Here is a 16,934-nt window from a genome sequence, read left to right as displayed (position 1 = left end):
TTGGGCTTCTTGGTGGTCATCACTTCGGTCATGGAACAGTCCTTTCGGGATTATTTCATGACCCCGTTCCACACAGAAATTCTGACAGGCTCGACCAATCAGCATGAGCATATCCGTTGCGTATCGTCGCAGCTAAGCTCAAGTCCTTTTCAAGTTCCACAATCTCACCTTCGGGTAAATGGGCAGCCCCATGCGCAACTGCTTGACCATAGAGGTGCATTAAAGCGCGGGCTTTAGCTGTTTAGTGCCGTGCGATCATATTCCTCGTCGTAGCTGGCCTTTATTCCGAGCAAAGGCTATGCTGAACGAGTTGATTGCTGGGTTCAGCAATCCCGGAATTTCAAAGCACCAGGAGCAATTTGCAGCATGAGTTCACGCATTCACCCGCAAGCCCGAACTACACCGAAAACGCGCCAAGAGATCAAGGACTCGGGCCTGTCAGATCGCCAGGCGGCCAAGGTCTTCAATGTCAGCCGGGCTACCGCCAAGAAGTGGCTCAAGCGTGATGATGTACAGGACCGTTCCCACCGTGCCCATGTCCTCAAGACCACCCTGAGCGCAGCGCAGGAAGCGATCGTGCTTGCGCTGCGCCAGTCGCTTTATTTGCCATTGGACGATCTTCTCTTCGTCACCAAGCAGTACATCAATCCTGACGTCTCTCGCTCAGGTCTTGCCCGCCTTTTGAAGCGCGAGGGCATGTCACGTCTTGAAGATGTCATCCCGAAAGCTGAAGGCGAAACGATCGCGCCGAAAAAGACGTTCAAGGATTACGAACCAGGCTTCGTTCACATCGATATCAAATACTTGCCCCAGATGCCTGACGAAACCTCGCGTCGCTATCTGTTCGTCGCGATCGACCGGGCCACGCGATGGGTTTTCATGCACATCTATGGCGACATGACGGACAAGAGCAGCGTCGATTTCCTGCGTCGGCTCAAGCTTGCTTCACCGATCAAGATCAGCAAGATACTGACAGATAACGGCTCTCAGTTCACTGACCGCTTCGCTACCAAGGACAAGAAGCCGAGCGGCAACCATGCCTTCGATGTGGCTTGTACCGCACTGCCGGCAGAGCATCGCCTGGCACCGCCACGGCACCCGCAAACGAATGGCATGGTAGAGCGCTTCAACGGACGAATCAACGAACTGCTACAGCAAACCCGTTTCGACAGCAGGGCTGATCTGGAGGCGACCTTGATGAACTACTTGAAGCTCTACAACCATCATATTCCGCAACGCGCCATCGACAGCAAAACACCAATTCTGGCGCTCAAAGAATGGCAGAAAAAGCGCCCCGAATTATTTGTCAAACGGGTTTATGAACAGGCGGGACTTGACATTTAGCCATGTAGCCCATCTCAGCCAGGAATACGTCAAGCCGTTCGTCCTGATAGGGATCGCGCAGCATCATTTCTCGTAGATAGTTGCTGATCGTGTCCTCTAGCGAATTGAAACAGATGATGACCCAACCTATTTCCTCTGCAATTCCGCCAAGGTAGGCGTTCAGTTCGTCATCATCTACGGTTTCCGGATGCGCATCGTAGTCCGAGTGTGGAACTTCCTTGTTCATTTTCACGGTCCTAGGCTGTGTTTTAGGGTTCTATGTAAGTCTTCAGAACCATTTAGTCATCCTTCTTACGGAGTTGACCGAGCTTTGTCAACTCAACGGCAATTTACTCAAGTACCCCTAAGTGCCCATAAGGTTAAATTTCTCTCACTAGACCCTGCCCTAGCGAGAGTGTGATTCTGTATCAATATTTCCTACCGATAGGATTGCCATCAGAATTTTGATAGGGTATTATCACTACATCTAAAGATCATTTGATAGAGAACAATGATGTTGATCGGATACGCTAGGACTTCCACTGTGGAACAGGTAGCAGGGTTTGATGCTCAAGTGTCGGCGCTGATGGCTGAGGGATGCGAACGGGTCTTCCAGGAACAGGTGTCCTCAGTAGCCGAGCGGGTGCAGCTTGAGCAAGCTATCAGTTTTGCTAGGTCAGGCGATGTGTTCATGGTAACGAAGCTCGATAGGCTGGCGAGGAACACGCAACACTTGCTTGAGATTGCGGAGCGGTTGGAAGCCAAAGGCGTATCGCTCAAGGTGTTGAACTTTGGTCTGGATACTTCCACGCCTACCGGGAAACTGATGCTTACCATGCTTGGTGCTGTAGGCCAGTTTGAGCGGGAAATCATGCTTGAACGTCAGAAGGAAGGCGTAGCCAAGGCAAAGGCTGAGGGCAAGTATAAGGGCAGGAAACCTACCGCACTGGCTAAGAAAGCCGATGTGCTGGCTTTGTTGGCCTCAGGGGCAACCAAGGAAGCTGTAGCAAAGCAGCTTGGTATCGGTGTTGCGAGTATCTATAAAGTGGACCCATCAGTCAAGACACTCAGCCGGCTAGTTTAAGCTGTGTCCATTTCCACTTCAGCAGCTGCCCGGCGCTGCCCCGTTCCGCCGTTTTTCTCCGGCTCTTGGTCCGCGTCGCCGAACTTGTCGACGATCAACGCACCTCCTCCAACACCGGCACGGTAGACATGATCTGGCGTCTCGTAGCCCAGCGCCTGGTGTGGACGCTCGGCGTTGTAAAACGCGAAGTACTGTGCCAGGCCGACTGTCAGCTCGGCCATGTTGGCGTAGCCCTTCAGGTACACGTCCTCGTACTTCACGTTGCGCCACAGGCGCTCGACGAAGATGTTGTCCAGCGCCCGTCCTCGCCCATCCATGCTGATGGCCACGCCTTCGCGCTTGAGCACGCTGGTAAAGGCGTCACTGGTGAACTGCGAGCCCTGGTCGCTGTTGAATACCTCGGGCTTGCCGTGGTGGCGCAATGCCTCCTCCAGACAGTCCACGCAGAACGACGCGTCCATGCTGTTGCTGATGCGCCAGGCCAGCACACGACGCGAGTACCAATCGATGACCGCCACCAGGTAGGCAAAGCCGCGCGCCAGCCGAATGTACGTCAGGTCCGTACTCCACACCTGGTTCGGCCGCGTGACCGCCACCCCGCGCAGCAGATAGGGATAGACCTTGTGCTGCGGGTGCGGCTTGCTCGTGGACGGCCCCGGCGCCATGCCCGCCAAGCCCATTTCCCGCATCAGGCGCTGCACGCGCTTGCGGTTGACGCGGTGCTCTCGGCCTCGCAGGAAGACCGCCATGCGCCGGCTGCCGTAGAACGGGCGGCTGGTGTACTCCTCGTCGATCAGGGCGCGCAGCTGGCCGTCCTCCTCCTCGATGCATTCCTGTCGGGCCGCCGCCTCCAGCCGCCGATACACGGTCGAACGCGGCACGCCGGCCAGCTCGCACTGCATCGTCAGCGGTATCTTGTCCTCGCGCTCGATCCACCGTGCCCGCTCGGCCGGACTCATTCCCCAAGCTTTTTTTTGAGCCAATCCACCTGCATCTTCAGCTTGCCGATCTCGCTGTACAGCTTGTCCTCCGGGCTGCTTTCGTCCACCGGCTTCGGCCCGCGCTTGACGTCGAACAGGGCGCCGGCGTTCTCCAGGATCTCCTTCTTCCACTGGCCCACCAGTACTGGATGCACGCCGAATTCCTGCGCAATCTCCGTCACCGTCTTCACCCCACGCACCGCTTCCAACCCAACCTTGGCCTTGAACTCGGCGCTGTGCACCCTGCGTTTTTTACCTTCACTCATTCGCTGTCATCCTTTCGCGGACGACAGCTTAAACCACCGTCTCAGATTCGGGGTCCACTATACTACAGGATGCTTAAGGCGTGAAAGGACGGCGTAACGATCCTTGCTCCCCTTGTAAATACATCGTGTATATAGGGTGGTCAGGAATGGTCTGTTTTGAAGCGATATTGACCTTAAGTCTCATAGGGGAAAGCTAAAATCCACACCTATAGAGAACAGGTCAGTACGTTATGGGGGTTTGGGGGCATACCTAAGGATTCTAAAGATACTCCAAAGGCTAAAGGTGGCTAAGTATCCTCTGTAGTGCAATCCAAAAGGAAATAACCTAATGGTCTTTTTCCTATGATTTCTACTTACAGTCTACCTATGCCGACCTAATGTAATCTTTAGGTATCTATAGGAATGATGGTCTCCCCTACGGAGGGACAGTTTTCCCTTACCGGGACATGTAGTCTTCCTTACCAGTCAGGTGCAGTGATCCTGATTGGTGTTTTTTTCTCCCCTACAGTGGGGACAATACCACCCCTTGGGAAGCCCGTAGAAGGCCGTAGAGGCGTTTGATGCGGAAATAGGCAACAACCCTACAGGTGAAGCCTAAAACGCCGTATGCGGCCTCTCAGCCATCCTGAAGGCTTTGCCGCTCATGCATTGGTATAACCTGAGCATGGGCATCCCTAGGGCGACCGTAAAGCCCTCATACGGCGTTTTAAGGGGCAATGGCAACCAACCTAAGGACTGCGCGTAAAAACAGCCTATACGGCTTCCTACGGCGTTTTAGACCCACACAGGGGCCACAGCCTTATTGACCCACGCAGCCAAAACGTCCAAGGTATATCCTTGGCCATACTTACCACCCGTTCCCTTCGCCGTGTGACCAAGGAATTGATCTTGGATGGAATCAGGGCATTGGACAGCCCGCAGCAGGTCTTTCATTGAATGACGCAGGCTATGATTATCCACCTGCGCGTTTTTAAGACCTTCACGACTACGAACCCACTTAATCAGGGTTGCCGAGACCGAGTTGATGTTGCACTGGACGGCCGTCGTGTATCTAGGGAACAGGAACTCGGAACCGTTGTTGATGGCTTGAGCGGCTTTAATCGCTTCCACAGCCCTAGGCGTCAACGGAACCTTACGAACGCTTCCCTTATCGTTCTTCAAGGAACGCCATGGATGTTCTTTGAGGTCAATGTAAGGGGTCTCGGCATCAAGATAGATATCGGTGGATGCCAAGTGTCAACGGCGATTGAAAACTGATACAGATTTCGTCGTCCCAGCGATTTAAAACTGATACACCGCCGTCGCCGAACACCGTCCGTGTTCAGCCCATTTCTGCAACATCGCTCCCCCTCATCATCCCGGCCTGTCGCTGGTGCTTCAGCCGGTAGCTCTCACCTGCAATCGGCACGATATGCGCATGGTGCAGCAGCCGGTCGAGCAGGGCCGCGGTGAGCGTCGTATCCTGCGCAAAGGTCGTGTCCCATTGTCCGAACGGCAGGTTACTGGTCACGATCAGGCTGCTGCGCTCATACAAGGCCGCGATCACCTGGAAGAACAGGTTGGCCTGTTCCCGGTTCATCGGCAAGTAACCTATCTCGTCGATGATCAAGAGCCGATATGCCTTGATCGCGCGGTGCATCACCGCTTTCAAATTGTTCTGCGTATGCGCCGTCGTCAGTGCCAGCATGAGGTCGGCCGCCGTCGTGAAGCGCGTCTTGATGCCGGCCTGCGTGGCCTTGTAACCCAGTGCCATCGCCAGGTGCGTTTTGCCTACACCGCTCGGCCCGACCAGTACCACGTTCTCATGCCGCTCGACGAATCCCAGGCCGGCCAGCTCCTCGACTTGGCTGCGCTTTACGCCTTTGGCGAAGTCATAGTTAAATTCGTCCAGCGTCTTCACCACGGGGAATCCTGCCAGACGGGTCATCGTGTTTTGCTTGCGCACGTTGCGCCCAGCTGCTTCCTCCCTCAGCAGCCCCTCCAGGAAGTCGCTGTAGGCCATCTCCTGTTTCGCTGCTTTCTGGGTTGCGGCGCCGTAGCCCTGTGCCACGAACGGCAGGTTCAGGCTCTCGCACAACGCCGCGATACGCTCATGCTGCAGGTTCATGCCGCCACCCCTTCCGATACCCGCACCAGCAGCGCGTCATACACCTGCAACGGATGCTGTACCGGAGAAGGTTGCGCGATCCGCTCCACCACTGCTGCCGGCCGCGGCGCCGCAGGTGCTGCAGCAGCCGGCTGCGGCCTGGCTGCCGCGATGTCCGCCCGCCACGGTGCCGGCAGCGCTTGCAGGTGCTCCACTTCCCGCTTCAAGGCTTCGGCTGGCGGTTCTCCGGTCGTGCCGTGGATGCGCGCATTGGCCACTTCGCGCAGCCAGTGGGCCACCTCGACGTTGGCCGTCACGACGTCGAGCTTCTGGCCGCTCTGTGCCAGCCGGCTCGCCAGCGGCACATAGAACGATCGGCGCAGGTAGCCGTTGAACCGCTCGACCTTACCCTTGGTCTTGGCCCGGTACGGCTGGCACAGCTTGATCACGAAGCCGCTATGCCTGGCATAGTCCAGGAAGCCGGCGTGGAAGCGGTGCTCGCCCTCACCGTACGCATCGCGCTCCAGTACCACCGTCTTCATATTGTCGTACAGGACCCGCCGCGTCACGCCGCCGAACGCTGCAAAGGCGCGCTCGTGGCAGGCGATCAGGGTATCCACCTTCATGTTGTTGACGAACTCCACGTAGCTGGCCCGGCTAAAGCCGAGCGTCGCGCAGAACGCGTGCAATGGCGCGCTGCCTTTACGAAATTCGACCCAGTCCACCTGCAGCTGCTCACCCATCGCCGTCTCGAAACGCACCACCGGATCGGCGGGAGGCGCCGGGCGCAAGGTGCGCACGAAGGCCCTCAACTGGCTCATGCCGCCCTCGTAGCCGCGCGCGGCAATCTCGCGGTACAGCACGGTGGCTGGAATCACGTCGGGCTGAGCAGCTTGCTGCCGATCCCTCAGGTACTGCTCGAACTGCGCCAGCTTCGTCTGGCGTTTGACTTTGCGTTCGTACTTCGGCACGGCCTCCAGGGCCAGGTGCCGGCGCACCGTGTTCACTGCACAGCCTACCTCGGCGGCGATCTGCCGAAGGCTTAACCCATGCTTCTTCAGTAGTTGGATTTCCACGTACACCTCTTTGGGTTTCAAGGCCGCTCCGCAAAGCGGCCATCTTCTCAAAATGGTGTATCAGTTTTCAATCGCTGCCTGTATCAGTTTACAACCGCTGCTGACACCAAGCCCGTGACTTCCGCCAACCTACAGCCGGTCTCGGCCAAGATCGTAACGATACAGCGGGGTTGATCCCAACCCTTTTTAGTAGCGACCCATTCGTCCACGGCGCGATGCAGGGACTTCAACTGGATCAACTCAAACGGAAGGCGCTCTTGAGCCACCTCGTTATACACAAGTCCGCCAGCCTCACCACGCCGGCTGAAAATCCCGTTTACTTTCAATGACTTGCCAGCGCCCTTGTAAACCTTTGCAAAATCGCGTTTACTCTCGTCTTTTGCGTGGCGCAATTGGCGAGCAAATCGAAGGGATGGACCGATTCGGAGTTTGAGCAACTCGACCTGGGCGACGCGCGCCTGAACCGGCGAGCGAGGACACTGATGGAAACAATGGCGGGGGCACCGACGGCGAGCGTGCCAAAGGCCTGTAACGGCTGGGGTGAGACGATGGCCGCGTATCGCTTCTTCGACAATGACGGCGTCGACTGGCGGGCAATCCTGGAGCCGCACTGGCAGCAAACGGAACAGCGAATGGCCGAGCAGTCGGTGGTGCTGTGTCTGCAGGACACGACCGAACTGGACTTTAACGGACAGCAGGCGCGCGGCCTCGGACCGCTCAGCTATGAAGCGCAGCGCGGCATGTACGTCCACCCCACCTACGCGGTGACGACGGCGCGCGAGCCGCTGGGGATCCTGGACGTGTGGATGTGGGCGCGCGCGCTGCGCGACACCAACGGCCAGCGCGGCGGCCCCAAGGAAAGCCTGCGCTGGATCGAAGGCTACGAAAGACTGGCGGAACTGGCACCGCGCCTGCCCGCCACGCGCTTGGTGTATGTGGCCGACCGCGAGGCGGACATGCTGCCCTTGATGGCGCGGGCGCAGCAGCTCGACTGCCCGGTGGACTGGCTGGTGCGCGCCGCGCACAACCGCTGCTTGCCCAACAGCGAGAAGCTGTGGCCGCATGCCACGGAAGGCGCGCCGCTGGGGGAAATCGAGTTCGCGCTGGCCGCGCGGCCGGGCGCCAAGGCGCGCATCGTGCGCCAGCAGCTGTGGGCACGCCGGGTCGAACTGAACGCGGGCAAGGGCAAGGTGGTGACCGCCACATGCATCGTGGCGCGTGAACACGGCGCTCCGGCCGGCGTCAAGCCGATCGAATGGCGCCTGCTGACGAACCGGGTCGCCACCAGCGCGGCCGAGGTGGCCGAATTGATCGACTGGTATCGCGCCCGCTGGGAAATTGAAATGCTGTTCAATGTGCTCAAGAACGGCTGCAAGGTCGAGGAACTTCAGCTGGGCACGATCGAGCGCATCGAGCGCGCACTGGCGCTGTACTTGGTCGTAGCCTGGCGCATTGCCTATCTGGTACGCATGGGCCGTACCTGCCCGAACCTGGATGCCCACTTGTTCTTTGATCCCGATGAGATACGCGGCGCCTACTTGCTCAACAAATTACGCCCCCAGCCCAACCCGGCGTTAAACGAAGTAATACGCTTGATCGCCCGCGCGGGCGGCTTCTTGGGCCGAAAAGGTGATGGCGAACCTGGTGCCAAGACCCTCTGGGAAGGGCTGCGCGACGTGCGCGCCTCAGCTCTCACCCTTCAAGCACTACGCGAACTTGGAGACTGACGAGTTGTGTATAACGAGGTGCTCTTGAGCGTCCTTACCGGCATTGGGAATCTCAACATTGGAAAACTGGTTATCGATTTTGAGTTCGTTTTCCCTAATAGCACGCCCAACCGCAGCAATGATGCTGTTCAGGTAACGTGCAACCGTCGTCGTGGCGACTGGCTTACCGGCCTTGTTGTGGTTACCAGCAAGCAACCACTTCACAAATTCGTTCACTTCTTGACGACGAATCCCAGCAAGCCCACGATCTTCCTTGAAGAAATCCCTCAGGTAGCCAAAGGCAATCTTCGCCGTCTTGGCGGTTTTTTCAGAACGGGAGGCAAGGTACTGGTCAAGGCAGTCGCTCAAGGTGAATTCCCGGCGGCCTTGAACGATTTGCAGCGCCATAGCCACCGTAGGGGGCAGATATGGGTCAATATCCCGCTTGAGATTGGTCGGGTGATCCTCTTCGTAGGCTTCTTGCAGGTTGTCTTTAACCCTACGGGGTAGACTGTCCTCAACAATGTCGAAAAAGTGGCTTAGTGCCTGTTCGTCCTCATTAGGCGCAGCAGGGTCAATGCCCCTATTCCGAAGCAGCGACTCTGCCTGTGCCAACGTCCCGGCCTTGGAAGGATTACGCAACTCTTTCCACTCCTTGTCGTGCTGTGCGGTCAGCTTGGCAATCTTAGGCGCTGCGGTCTTAGGGTCGGAGGTTTGAAGGCTAATTACGATTTGCGATTTACCTGCCCATTCGGAACCCGTTGCTTCCAACAAGGACTTGAGGTCCTCAGGGATGCGGCGGCGGTAGTACAGAAGGGAACTGTTGGGCTTCTTCCAGATGTGTTTCAACTTGAGGGACACGATTGGGGAGAGAGAAAATAGGGGCATGTGTCAGCATGAGCGATACGGGTGTGATACCCATTTGTGATACCACTCGCACTGAGAAGAATCCCTAAGTTCCTATTAAATCAATGACTTATAGAGACTTAGGGAGGTAAAACTGGTGCCGCTGACCGGAATCGAACTGGTGACCTTCGCATTACGAATGCGCTGCTCTACCGACTGAGCTACAGCGGCGAAACCTGTGCTTCGCCTTGCCTTTCGGCGCACGACAACGAGTCGCCGTGACGAAAGAACCATATTCTAGCAAATAATGCGGCAAACTTGCTAGTGTGTATCGCTAGCGTGCCGCATTATCGGCCAAAAACAGGGAATTCAGCCCTGGTGATAGCCCGTCACCACCGCGACTTCTTCCTTCGAGCCCAGGAACACCGGCACGCGCTGGTGCAGCTTGGTCGGCGGGATGTCCATGATGCGGCCCTGGCCGTCGGTGGCGGCGCCGCCGGCCTGTTCGACGATCATCGCCATCGGGTTGGCCTCGTACATCAGACGCAGCTTGCCCGGCGATTGCGGGTCGCGCAGGTCGGCCGGATACATGAAGACGCCGCCGCGGTTCAGGATGCGGTGCACGTCGGCCACCATCGAGGCGATCCAGCGCATATTGAAATCCTTGCCGCGCGGGCCGGTGCTGCCGGCCAGCAGCTCGTCCACGTAGCGCTGCACCGGCGGATGCCAGTGGCGTTTATTCGACATATTGATGGCGAATTCCTTGGTCGAGACCGGGATCTGCATGTCGCTCTGGGTCAGCACCCACGAACCCATCTCGCGGTCCAGGGTGAAGCAGTGCACGCCGTTGCCGGTGGTGAGCACCAGCATGGTCTGCGGGCCGTAGACCGCATAGCCGGCCGCCACCTGGGCGGTGCCGGGCTGCAGGAAGTCCTGCTCGGTCGGCTGGGTCATGCCTTCCGGCGCCTTCAGCACCGAGAAGATGGTGCCGATCGAGACGTTGACGTCGATGTTCGACGAGCCGTCCAGCGGGTCGAACAGCAGCAGGAATTCGCCCTTTGGATAGCGGCTCGGGATCTGGCGGATGGTTTCCATCTCTTCGGACGCCATCGCCGCCAGGTGGCCGCCCCACTCGTTCGCTTCCAGCAGGATCTCGTTCGAGATCACGTCCAGCTTCTTCTGGACTTCGCCCTGGATGTTCTCGGTCTCGGCGCTGCCCAGCACTTCGCCCAGCGCGCCCTTGCTCACCGAATAGCTGATGCGCTTGCAGGCGCGGGCGACGACCTCGATCAGCAGGCGCAGCTCGGCGTTGATGTTCTGGTGCAGGCGCTGCTCTTCGACCAGGTATTGCGTCAGACTTACGCGTTTCATGACTTCCTCAGGTTGGGTGTGAATTCTTTTAATTGGCGAGCGCCTTGGTGACCACTTCGCGCACGTCGTTCGACAGCTTGCCCTGCCCCGCCACCCGCTGCAGCGCGGCCTGCATCTGCTCCTGCAGCGCCGGCGCGTAACGGCGCCAGCGGTCCATGGCGCGCGCCAGGCGGCTCGCGACCTGCGGGTTGAGCGCGTCGAGCGCGATCACCTGCTCGGCCCAGAAGGCGTAGCCGCTGCCGTCCGGCGCGTGGAACTGCACCGGATTGTTCATGCAGAAGGCGGCCACCAGGCTGCGCGCGCGGTTCGGGTTGCGCAGGGTGAAGGCCGGATGGCGCATCAGCGCACGCACGGCCGCCACGTCGGTGGTCGGCGCCGCAGCCTGCATCATGAACCACTTGTCCACCACCAGGGCCTCGTTCTGGAACTCCTGGTAGAACGCGTCCAGCGCGTCGGCGGCTTCCGGCACGCGCGATGCGATCAGCGCGCCCAGCGCGGCGGCGCGGTCGGTCATGTTGTCGGCTTCGTCGAACTGGCGCTGGGCCAGCGCCACGCTCTCATCGTCGGGCGCCGCGTTCAGGTAGGACAACGCGATGTTCTTGAGCGCGCGCTTGCCGGCGGACGCCGCGTCCGGGCTGTACGGCCCCGGCGTCAGGTTGGCTTCGTACTGCGCCAGCAGCTCGGCGCGCAGGCGCGCGCCGATGTCGGCGCGGATGAACTGGCGCGCGATGTGCACGGCCAGCGGGTCGACGCCGTCGATCTGCTCGGCCACCATGCTCTCGGACGGCAGCAGCAGCGCCTGTTCGCGGAAGGCCGGGTCGAGGGTCTCGTCGACCAGGACCTTGCGCATCGCCTCGATGAAGGTCTCGTCCAGGTTCAGGCTGGCGCCGCTATTGCCCTTGGCCGCGGCCTCGCCGGTCAGCTTGAGCAGGCGGCTCATGGCCAGGCGCTGGCCCGCTTCCCAGCGGTTGACCGGGTCGCTGTCATGGCTGAACAGGTGCAGCAGGTCGGCATCGGTATAGCTGCCCTGCAGGATCACCGGCGCCGAGAAGTTGCGCAGCACCGACGCCACCGGCTGCTCCTTCACGTCGGTGAAAACGAAGGTCTGCTCGGCCTGGGTCAGCTCGAGCACCGCCGTCGTGCCGCGGTCGACGCCGCCCTCGACCAGGCGCATGTCGTTGCCGGCGGCGTCGAGCAGGCCGACCGCGACCGGGATGTGGAACGGCAGTTTCTCTGGCTGTCCCGGCGTCGGCGGGCAGGACTGGATCAGCTTGAGCGTGTAGGTGTGGACGGCCTCGTCCCAGCGGCCCTCGAAGCGCAGCACCGGCGTGCCGGCCTGGCTGTACCAGCGTTCGAACTGGGTCAGGTCGCGGCCGTTGGCGTCGGCCATCGCGCGCCGGAAATCGTCGCACTCGACCGCCTGCTCGTCATGGCGCGCGAAGTACAGGTCCATGCCCTTGCGGAAGCCTTCCTCGCCGAACAGGGTGTGGTACATGCGCACCACTTCGGCGCCCTTCTCGTACACCGTCACCGTATAAAAATTGTTGATCTCGACGAAGGAGTCGGGACGCACCGGGTGCGCCATCGGGCCGGCATCCTCGGGGAACTGGTGCTGGCGCAGCGTGCGCACCTGGTCGATGCGGGTCACGGCGCGGCCGGTGTCGGTGCCGATCATGTCGGCCGTGAATTCCTGGTCGCGGAACACCGTCAGGCCTTCTTTCAGCGACAGCTGGAACCAGTCGCGGCAGGTCACGCGGTTGCCGGTCCAGTTGTGGAAGTATTCGTGCGCTACCACCGCCTCGATGCCCTGGAAGTCGACGTCGGTGGCCACCCGCGGGTTGGCCAGCACGAACTTGGTGTTGAAGATGTTCAGGCCCTTGTTCTCCATCGCGCCCATGTTGAAGTCGCTGGTGGCGACGATCATGAAGCGGTCCAGGTCGAGCTCGAGGCCGTATTTTTCCTCGTCCCAGCGGATGCTGTGCTTGAGCGACTGCATCGCATAGTCGGTCTTGTCCAGGTTGCCGTCTTCGACCCACACCTGCAGCAGCGCGTCGCGGCCGTCGGCCAGGCGGAAGGTCTCTTCCTGGCACACCAGCCTGGCGGCCACCAGCGCGAACAGGTAAGAGGGCTTCTTGAACGGGTCTTCCCACAGCGCATAGTGACGCCCGTCGTCGAGGTCGCCTTCCTGGATCAGGTTGCCGTTCGACAGCAGCACCGGATAGCGCGCCTTGTCGGCGCGCAGCATCACGGTGTACTTGGCCATCACGTCAGGGCGGTCCGGGAAATAGGTGATGCGGCGGAAGCCTTCGGCCTCGCACTGGGTGAAGAAGTTGCCATTCGATACATACAAGCCGCTGAGCGTCGTGTTCTGCTCGGGCACGCAGACCGATTCGATCTCGAGCACCACCTCGTCGGGCGCCTCGTGGATGACCAGGAGATTGTTTGCCAGCGTATAGTCAGCCCCGACCAGGGCCTTGCCGTTCAGGCGCAGCGCCACCAGTTCGATGTCCTCGCCATGCAGTTCGATGGCGCGCCCGCTGGCCGCCGGGTTGCGACGCAAGGTCAGGCGGTTGGCCACGACCGTGCGCGCGGGATCCAGGTCGAAGCCGAGCTCGACAGTATCCACAAGGTAAGTCGGCGGGGTATAGTCTTTCCGGTAAACGGTCTGGGGCGTATCGGTGCGCATAGGAAGAGTCCAAGAACACAGTGGAGAAGTGCTTATTTTACCAACAAGCTTTTCCGGCGCTTCGTACGATTCCATGTATCGCAGTGTATGTACGGTAACGGGGTGTAAAAACCGGTTCATTGATTTTGAACAAGCGGTAAGCTTGATCATCGGGGAAATTCCGCATAAATATTTTGGAGATTGGTATGAAACGCCTCATCATGGTCGCCGCCGGCACGGCGCTTGCGCTGCTCCTGGGCGGTTGCGCGACCACCATCCGCAGCGACGTCACGACCTTCCACCAATGGCCGGCCCAGATGGAAGACAAGAGCTATGTCTTCGAGGTGCCGGCGCCGCAGGACGACACGCTGGAATGGCGCAGCTACCAGGAACTGGTGCGCGCCCAGCTGGCGCGCCAGGGCTTCCGCGACGCCGAGGGCGCCACGCCGGCGCTGACGGTGGCGATGCGCTTCACCACCACCGACCTGCCGGTGCGCGTGCTGGAGCCGATCATGACGCCGTATTTCTATCCGAGCGCGCGCTTCGGCTACGGCTACCGCGGCTTCCACCGCCGCTACTGGGGCGGCTGGTACAGCCCGTTCTACGATCCGTTCTGGGGTCCGTATCCGGCCTACCAGACCTCGGTCGAGCACCACTACCGGCGCGAGCTGCAGGTGTCGATCAAGTCGGCGCGCGACGGCAAGCGTTTGTTCGACGTCACGGTGCACAACACCAGCCGCAATATGTCGACGCCGGAGATCATGCCGGCGCTGGTGCACAGCGCCTTCGAGGGCTTCCCGGGGCCGTCGGGCGTGGCGCGGCGGGTCGAGGTGACGCAGGAACCGAAGGGCTGACCGGCGCCGTTCGCCGCTCATGGAGCCGGGCATTGCCCGGCTTTTTTCATGGGAACGCAGGATGAAAAAAGACCCGTCACGCGCGCCGCGTGACGGGTCAATGGGAGACAACGGGTCAGCGCACCATGCACGGCTTCTTGCTGTCGAACTTCCAGTTCGGGACGAGGTACTGCATGCCCACCGCATCGTCGCGCCCGCCCAGTCCCATCGCCAGATAGCGCTGGTGCGCGGCCTCCACCGCCTCCATGTCGAGTTCCACGCCCAGTCCCGGCGCGGTCGGCACCGCCACCATGCCGTCCACGATGCGCAGCGGATTGCGGGTCAGGTGCTGGCCGTCCTGCCAGATCCAGTGGGTGTCGATCGCCGTGATGTCGCCCGGCGCCGCCGCCGCGCAATGGGTGAACATCGCCAGCGAAATGTCGAAGTGGTTATTCGAATGCGAGCCCCAGGTCAGGCCCCAGGCTTCGCACATCTTCGCCACGCGCACGGTGTCCTGCATGGTCCAGAAATGCGGGTCGGCCAGCGGGATGTCCACCGCCCCCAGCTGCACCGCGTGCGCCAGCTGGCGCCAGTCGGTGGCGATCATATTGGTGGCGGTGCGCAGGCCGGTGGCGCGGCGGAACTCGGCCATCGTCTCGCGGCCCGAATAGCCGCCTTCGGGTCCGCACGGGTCCTCGGCATAGGCCAGCACGCCCTTCATGTCGCGGCACAGCCGGATCGCGTCCTGCAGCAGCCAGCAGCCGTTGGGGTCGAGCGTGACGCCAGCCTGCGGGAAGGCTTCCTTGAGCGCGCGCGCCGCCTCGATTTCCTGTTCGCCGCGCAGCACGCCGCCCTTGAGCTTGAAGCTCCTGAAGCCGTAGCGCGCCTGCGCGGCGCGCGCCTGGGCCACGATGGCGTCGGCGTCCATGGCCGGCTCGTGGCGCAGGCGCAGCCACTCGTCGTCGGCATCGGGCTCGCTCGCATACGGCAGGTCGGTGGCCCTGCGGTCGCCCACGTAGAACAGGTAGCCCAGCATCTCGACCTGGTCGCGCTGGCGGCCCTCGCCCAGCAGGTCGGCCACCGGCACGCCCATGAACTTGCCCAGCAGGTCGAGCACGGCGCATTCGACGCCGGCCACCGCGTGGATCGTCACGCGCAGGTCGAAGGTCTGCTGGCCGCGCCCGCCCGCATCGCGTCCGGCGAACGCCGTGCGCATCGAACGCAGCACGCCGTTCCAGGCGCCGATCGGCTGGCCGACGACCAGCGCGCGCGCATCCTCGAGTGTCTGGCGGATGCTCTCCCCGCCCGGCACTTCGCCGACGCCCTGCTGACCGCTGCTGTCGGTGAGGATCACCAGGTTACGGGTGAACCACGGCGCGTGGGCGCCGCTGAGGTTGAGCAGCATGCCGTCGCGGCCCGCGACCGGCACCACGCGCATCGCGGTGATCGTTGGCGTGCTGCCCAGTGTCGAAGATTCCATGGTCATCATTTTTCCCTAAAGCGATGTTACCGGTATCAAGATGAGCCGATGATACCGGTATCTTGATGACCAGGTCAATCCGCTGGAGGAGTGTTCAGCTGCTGCCGCGTTCGACGATGACGAAGCCGACGTCGCGCACCGGCGCCTCCACTGGCCGACCTTCGGCGCGGTCGATGATCAGCGAGGCGGCGATGGAACCGATGGCGGTGCCGTCGATGCGCACCGTGGTCAAGGGCGGATGCAGGTCGCGCGAGAACGCCAGGTCGCCCAGGCCGACCACGGCCAGCTGCCCGGGCACCTCGATGCCCAGCGCCAACGCTTCGAGCAGCACGCCCTGGGCCATCATGTCGGAGCTGCAGAACACGGCGTCGATGCCGGGGTCGCGCGCCAGCAGCTCGCGCAGGCCGGTGCGACCGCTGCCGAGCGAGGTCGGCGCCGGCACGACGCAGGTCGGCACCGCCTTTCGATCCGTGCCCAGCCCCGGCTGCAGCGTCAGCACGGTGTCGGCGAACTGCCGGTTGCGGCGTACCGCGCGCTCGTCGTCGGCGCTGATGGCGGCAATCTTGCGGCGCCCGCGTCCGTGCAGGTATTCGGCCACCGCCTTGCCGATCTGTTCGTGCGAGAAGCCCACCAGCATGTCGATCGGGCTGTCGGTCAGGTCCCAGGTCTCGACCACCGGGATGCCGCTGGCCAGCAGGCGGCGCCGGCCCTGCTCCGAGCGCATGATCCCGGTCAGCACCACGCCGTCCGGACGGCGTCCGATGATGGCCTCGAGCAGCGCGTCCTCGCGCGAGTTCTCGTAGCCGGCCTGGCCCAGCATCAGCTGGTAGCCGCGCGCAGCCAGGCCGTCGGTGAGCGCCTGCACCATCTCAAGGAACACCGAGCCGCTGATGGTCGGCACCACGGCCGCCACCATGCGGCTCTTCTTGGAGGCCAGGCCGCCGGCCAGCAGGTTCGGCACGTAGCCCACCCGGTCCACCACCTCGCGCACGCGCTGCAGGATCTCGGGCGAAACCGAATCGGGATTGTTCAGCGCGCGCGAGACGCTCATCGGAGCCACCCCGGCCAGGCGCGCAACGTCGCGCACCGTGGGCGTGGCGCCCTTGCGGCTCTTGCGGGGATGGGCTGGGGCGTCCTTCTTGGCGGGGGTTTCCATGAGGCGATTCTAGCATCCGGGTCCGGCGGCGGATGATGCCGGCCGCGCCGCGCAGGGCGCGC

16 protein-coding genes and 1 tRNA gene are annotated in these 16,934 nt (G+C 61.4%); 5 read left to right on the top strand and 12 right to left on the bottom strand.

Features of this window, described 5'->3' with window-relative positions:
- Both HMPREF9710_RS28380 and HMPREF9710_RS08375 read left to right on the top strand, forming a co-directional pair.
- Positions 1 to 237: hypothetical protein (locus tag HMPREF9710_RS28380; protein WP_218918184.1), on the top strand; the 237-nt coding region annotated here is incomplete at its 5' end.
- Positions 238 to 366: 129 nt separating this feature from the next.
- Positions 367 to 1,344 carry an IS481 family transposase gene (locus HMPREF9710_RS08375; protein WP_005665546.1) on the top strand — a complete coding sequence of 326 codons (978 nt, stop codon included), beginning with the start codon at positions 367 to 369 and terminating at the stop codon, positions 1,342 to 1,344.
- Here the strand turns inward: HMPREF9710_RS08375 and HMPREF9710_RS27780 are convergent.
- Positions 1,307 to 1,570 (bottom strand): hypothetical protein, encoded by a 264-nt coding sequence (locus HMPREF9710_RS27780; protein ID WP_005665545.1) that lies wholly within the window; start codon positions 1,568 to 1,570, stop codon positions 1,307 to 1,309. The genes HMPREF9710_RS08375 and HMPREF9710_RS27780 overlap by 38 nt on opposite strands.
- Before the next feature lie 264 nt (positions 1,571 to 1,834).
- Between HMPREF9710_RS27780 and HMPREF9710_RS08370 the strand changes: the two genes are divergently transcribed.
- Complete coding sequence (locus tag HMPREF9710_RS08370) at positions 1,835 to 2,407, top strand: recombinase family protein (RefSeq protein ID WP_307159928.1); 573 nt, start codon at positions 1,835 to 1,837, stop codon at positions 2,405 to 2,407.
- On the opposite strand, the gene HMPREF9710_RS08365 is transcribed toward HMPREF9710_RS08370, so the two are convergent.
- The 5 genes from HMPREF9710_RS08365 to istA form a co-directional block, all read right to left on the bottom strand.
- Positions 2,404 to 3,653, bottom strand: a protein-coding gene (locus tag HMPREF9710_RS08365; RefSeq protein WP_229409725.1) for an IS3 family transposase whose coding sequence is annotated in 2 segments (ribosomal slippage) — positions 2,404 to 3,368 and positions 3,368 to 3,653 — 1,251 coding nt in all. Because the reading frame shifts where the segments join, the coding sequence is not laid out codon by codon here. The two genes, HMPREF9710_RS08370 and HMPREF9710_RS08365, sit on opposite strands and share 4 nt — an antisense overlap.
- 465 nt (positions 3,654 to 4,118) lie before the next feature.
- Positions 4,119 to 4,229: a rubredoxin gene (locus tag HMPREF9710_RS28905; protein ID WP_157225457.1), complete on the bottom strand. Its 111-nt coding sequence runs from the start codon at positions 4,227 to 4,229 to the stop codon at positions 4,119 to 4,121.
- Between the two features lie 198 nt (positions 4,230 to 4,427).
- Entirely contained in the window at positions 4,428 to 4,886 is a 459-nt protein-coding gene (locus HMPREF9710_RS27025) for a tyrosine-type recombinase/integrase (protein WP_081589867.1), read from the bottom strand.
- An 88-nt stretch (positions 4,887 to 4,974) separates the two neighbouring features.
- Positions 4,975 to 5,760 (bottom strand): IS21-like element helper ATPase IstB, encoded by a 786-nt coding sequence (gene istB, locus HMPREF9710_RS08355; RefSeq protein ID WP_005663619.1) that lies wholly within the window; start codon positions 5,758 to 5,760, stop codon positions 4,975 to 4,977.
- On the bottom strand, positions 5,757 to 6,836 hold the full coding sequence (gene istA / locus HMPREF9710_RS08350; protein ID WP_005663623.1) for an IS21 family transposase: 1,080 nt from the start codon (positions 6,834 to 6,836) through the stop codon (positions 5,757 to 5,759). Before istA ends, istB begins: the two co-directional genes overlap by 4 nt.
- A 371-nt stretch (positions 6,837 to 7,207) precedes the next feature.
- On the opposite strand from istA, the gene HMPREF9710_RS08340 reads away from it, so the two are divergent.
- Complete coding sequence (locus HMPREF9710_RS08340) at positions 7,208 to 8,542, top strand: IS4 family transposase (protein ID WP_040775003.1); 1,335 nt, start codon at positions 7,208 to 7,210, stop codon at positions 8,540 to 8,542.
- On the opposite strand, the gene HMPREF9710_RS08335 is transcribed toward HMPREF9710_RS08340, so the two are convergent.
- From HMPREF9710_RS08335 to pepN, 4 genes are all read right to left on the bottom strand, one after another.
- The gene (locus HMPREF9710_RS08335; RefSeq protein WP_005665543.1) at positions 8,522 to 9,409 is read right to left on the bottom strand and encodes a DUF6538 domain-containing protein; all 888 of its coding nucleotides are present in this window, start codon (positions 9,407 to 9,409) and stop codon (positions 8,522 to 8,524) included. The genes HMPREF9710_RS08340 and HMPREF9710_RS08335 overlap by 21 nt on opposite strands.
- A 113-nt stretch (positions 9,410 to 9,522) precedes the next feature.
- Positions 9,523 to 9,598, bottom strand: a tRNA-Thr gene (locus HMPREF9710_RS08330).
- Positions 9,599 to 9,736: 138 nt separating this feature from the next.
- Positions 9,737 to 10,738 carry a class 1 fructose-bisphosphatase gene (locus tag HMPREF9710_RS08325; protein WP_005665542.1) on the bottom strand — a complete coding sequence of 334 codons (1,002 nt, stop codon included), beginning with the start codon at positions 10,736 to 10,738 and terminating at the stop codon, positions 9,737 to 9,739.
- 28 nt (positions 10,739 to 10,766) lie between these two features.
- Complete coding sequence (gene pepN, locus HMPREF9710_RS08320) at positions 10,767 to 13,424, bottom strand: aminopeptidase N (protein WP_005665540.1); 2,658 nt, start codon at positions 13,422 to 13,424, stop codon at positions 10,767 to 10,769.
- Positions 13,425 to 13,609: 185 nt separating this feature from the next.
- Between pepN and HMPREF9710_RS08315 the strand changes: the two genes are divergently transcribed.
- Complete coding sequence (locus HMPREF9710_RS08315; RefSeq protein WP_005665538.1) at positions 13,610 to 14,257, top strand: DUF4136 domain-containing protein; 648 nt, start codon at positions 13,610 to 13,612, stop codon at positions 14,255 to 14,257.
- 115 nt (positions 14,258 to 14,372) lie between these two features.
- Here HMPREF9710_RS08315 and HMPREF9710_RS08310 read toward each other — a convergent pair whose 3' ends face one another.
- Together HMPREF9710_RS08310 and HMPREF9710_RS08305 are read right to left on the bottom strand one after the other, a co-directional pair.
- Positions 14,373 to 15,725, bottom strand: a complete 1,353-nt coding sequence (locus HMPREF9710_RS08310; RefSeq protein ID WP_005665537.1) for an enolase C-terminal domain-like protein — start codon at positions 15,723 to 15,725, stop codon at positions 14,373 to 14,375.
- A gap of 85 nt (positions 15,726 to 15,810) precedes the next feature.
- Entirely contained in the window at positions 15,811 to 16,872 is a 1,062-nt protein-coding gene (locus HMPREF9710_RS08305) for a LacI family DNA-binding transcriptional regulator (RefSeq protein ID WP_005665535.1), read from the bottom strand.
- Positions 16,873 to 16,934: the final 62 nt, after the last annotated feature.

The organism is Massilia timonae CCUG 45783 (assembly GCF_000315425.1).
GTDB classification, from domain to species: domain Bacteria; phylum Pseudomonadota; class Gammaproteobacteria; order Burkholderiales; family Burkholderiaceae_D; genus Telluria; species Telluria timonae.
Note: the sequence above shows the minus strand (reverse complement) of the source record. Positions and strands in the feature narration are given on the sequence as shown.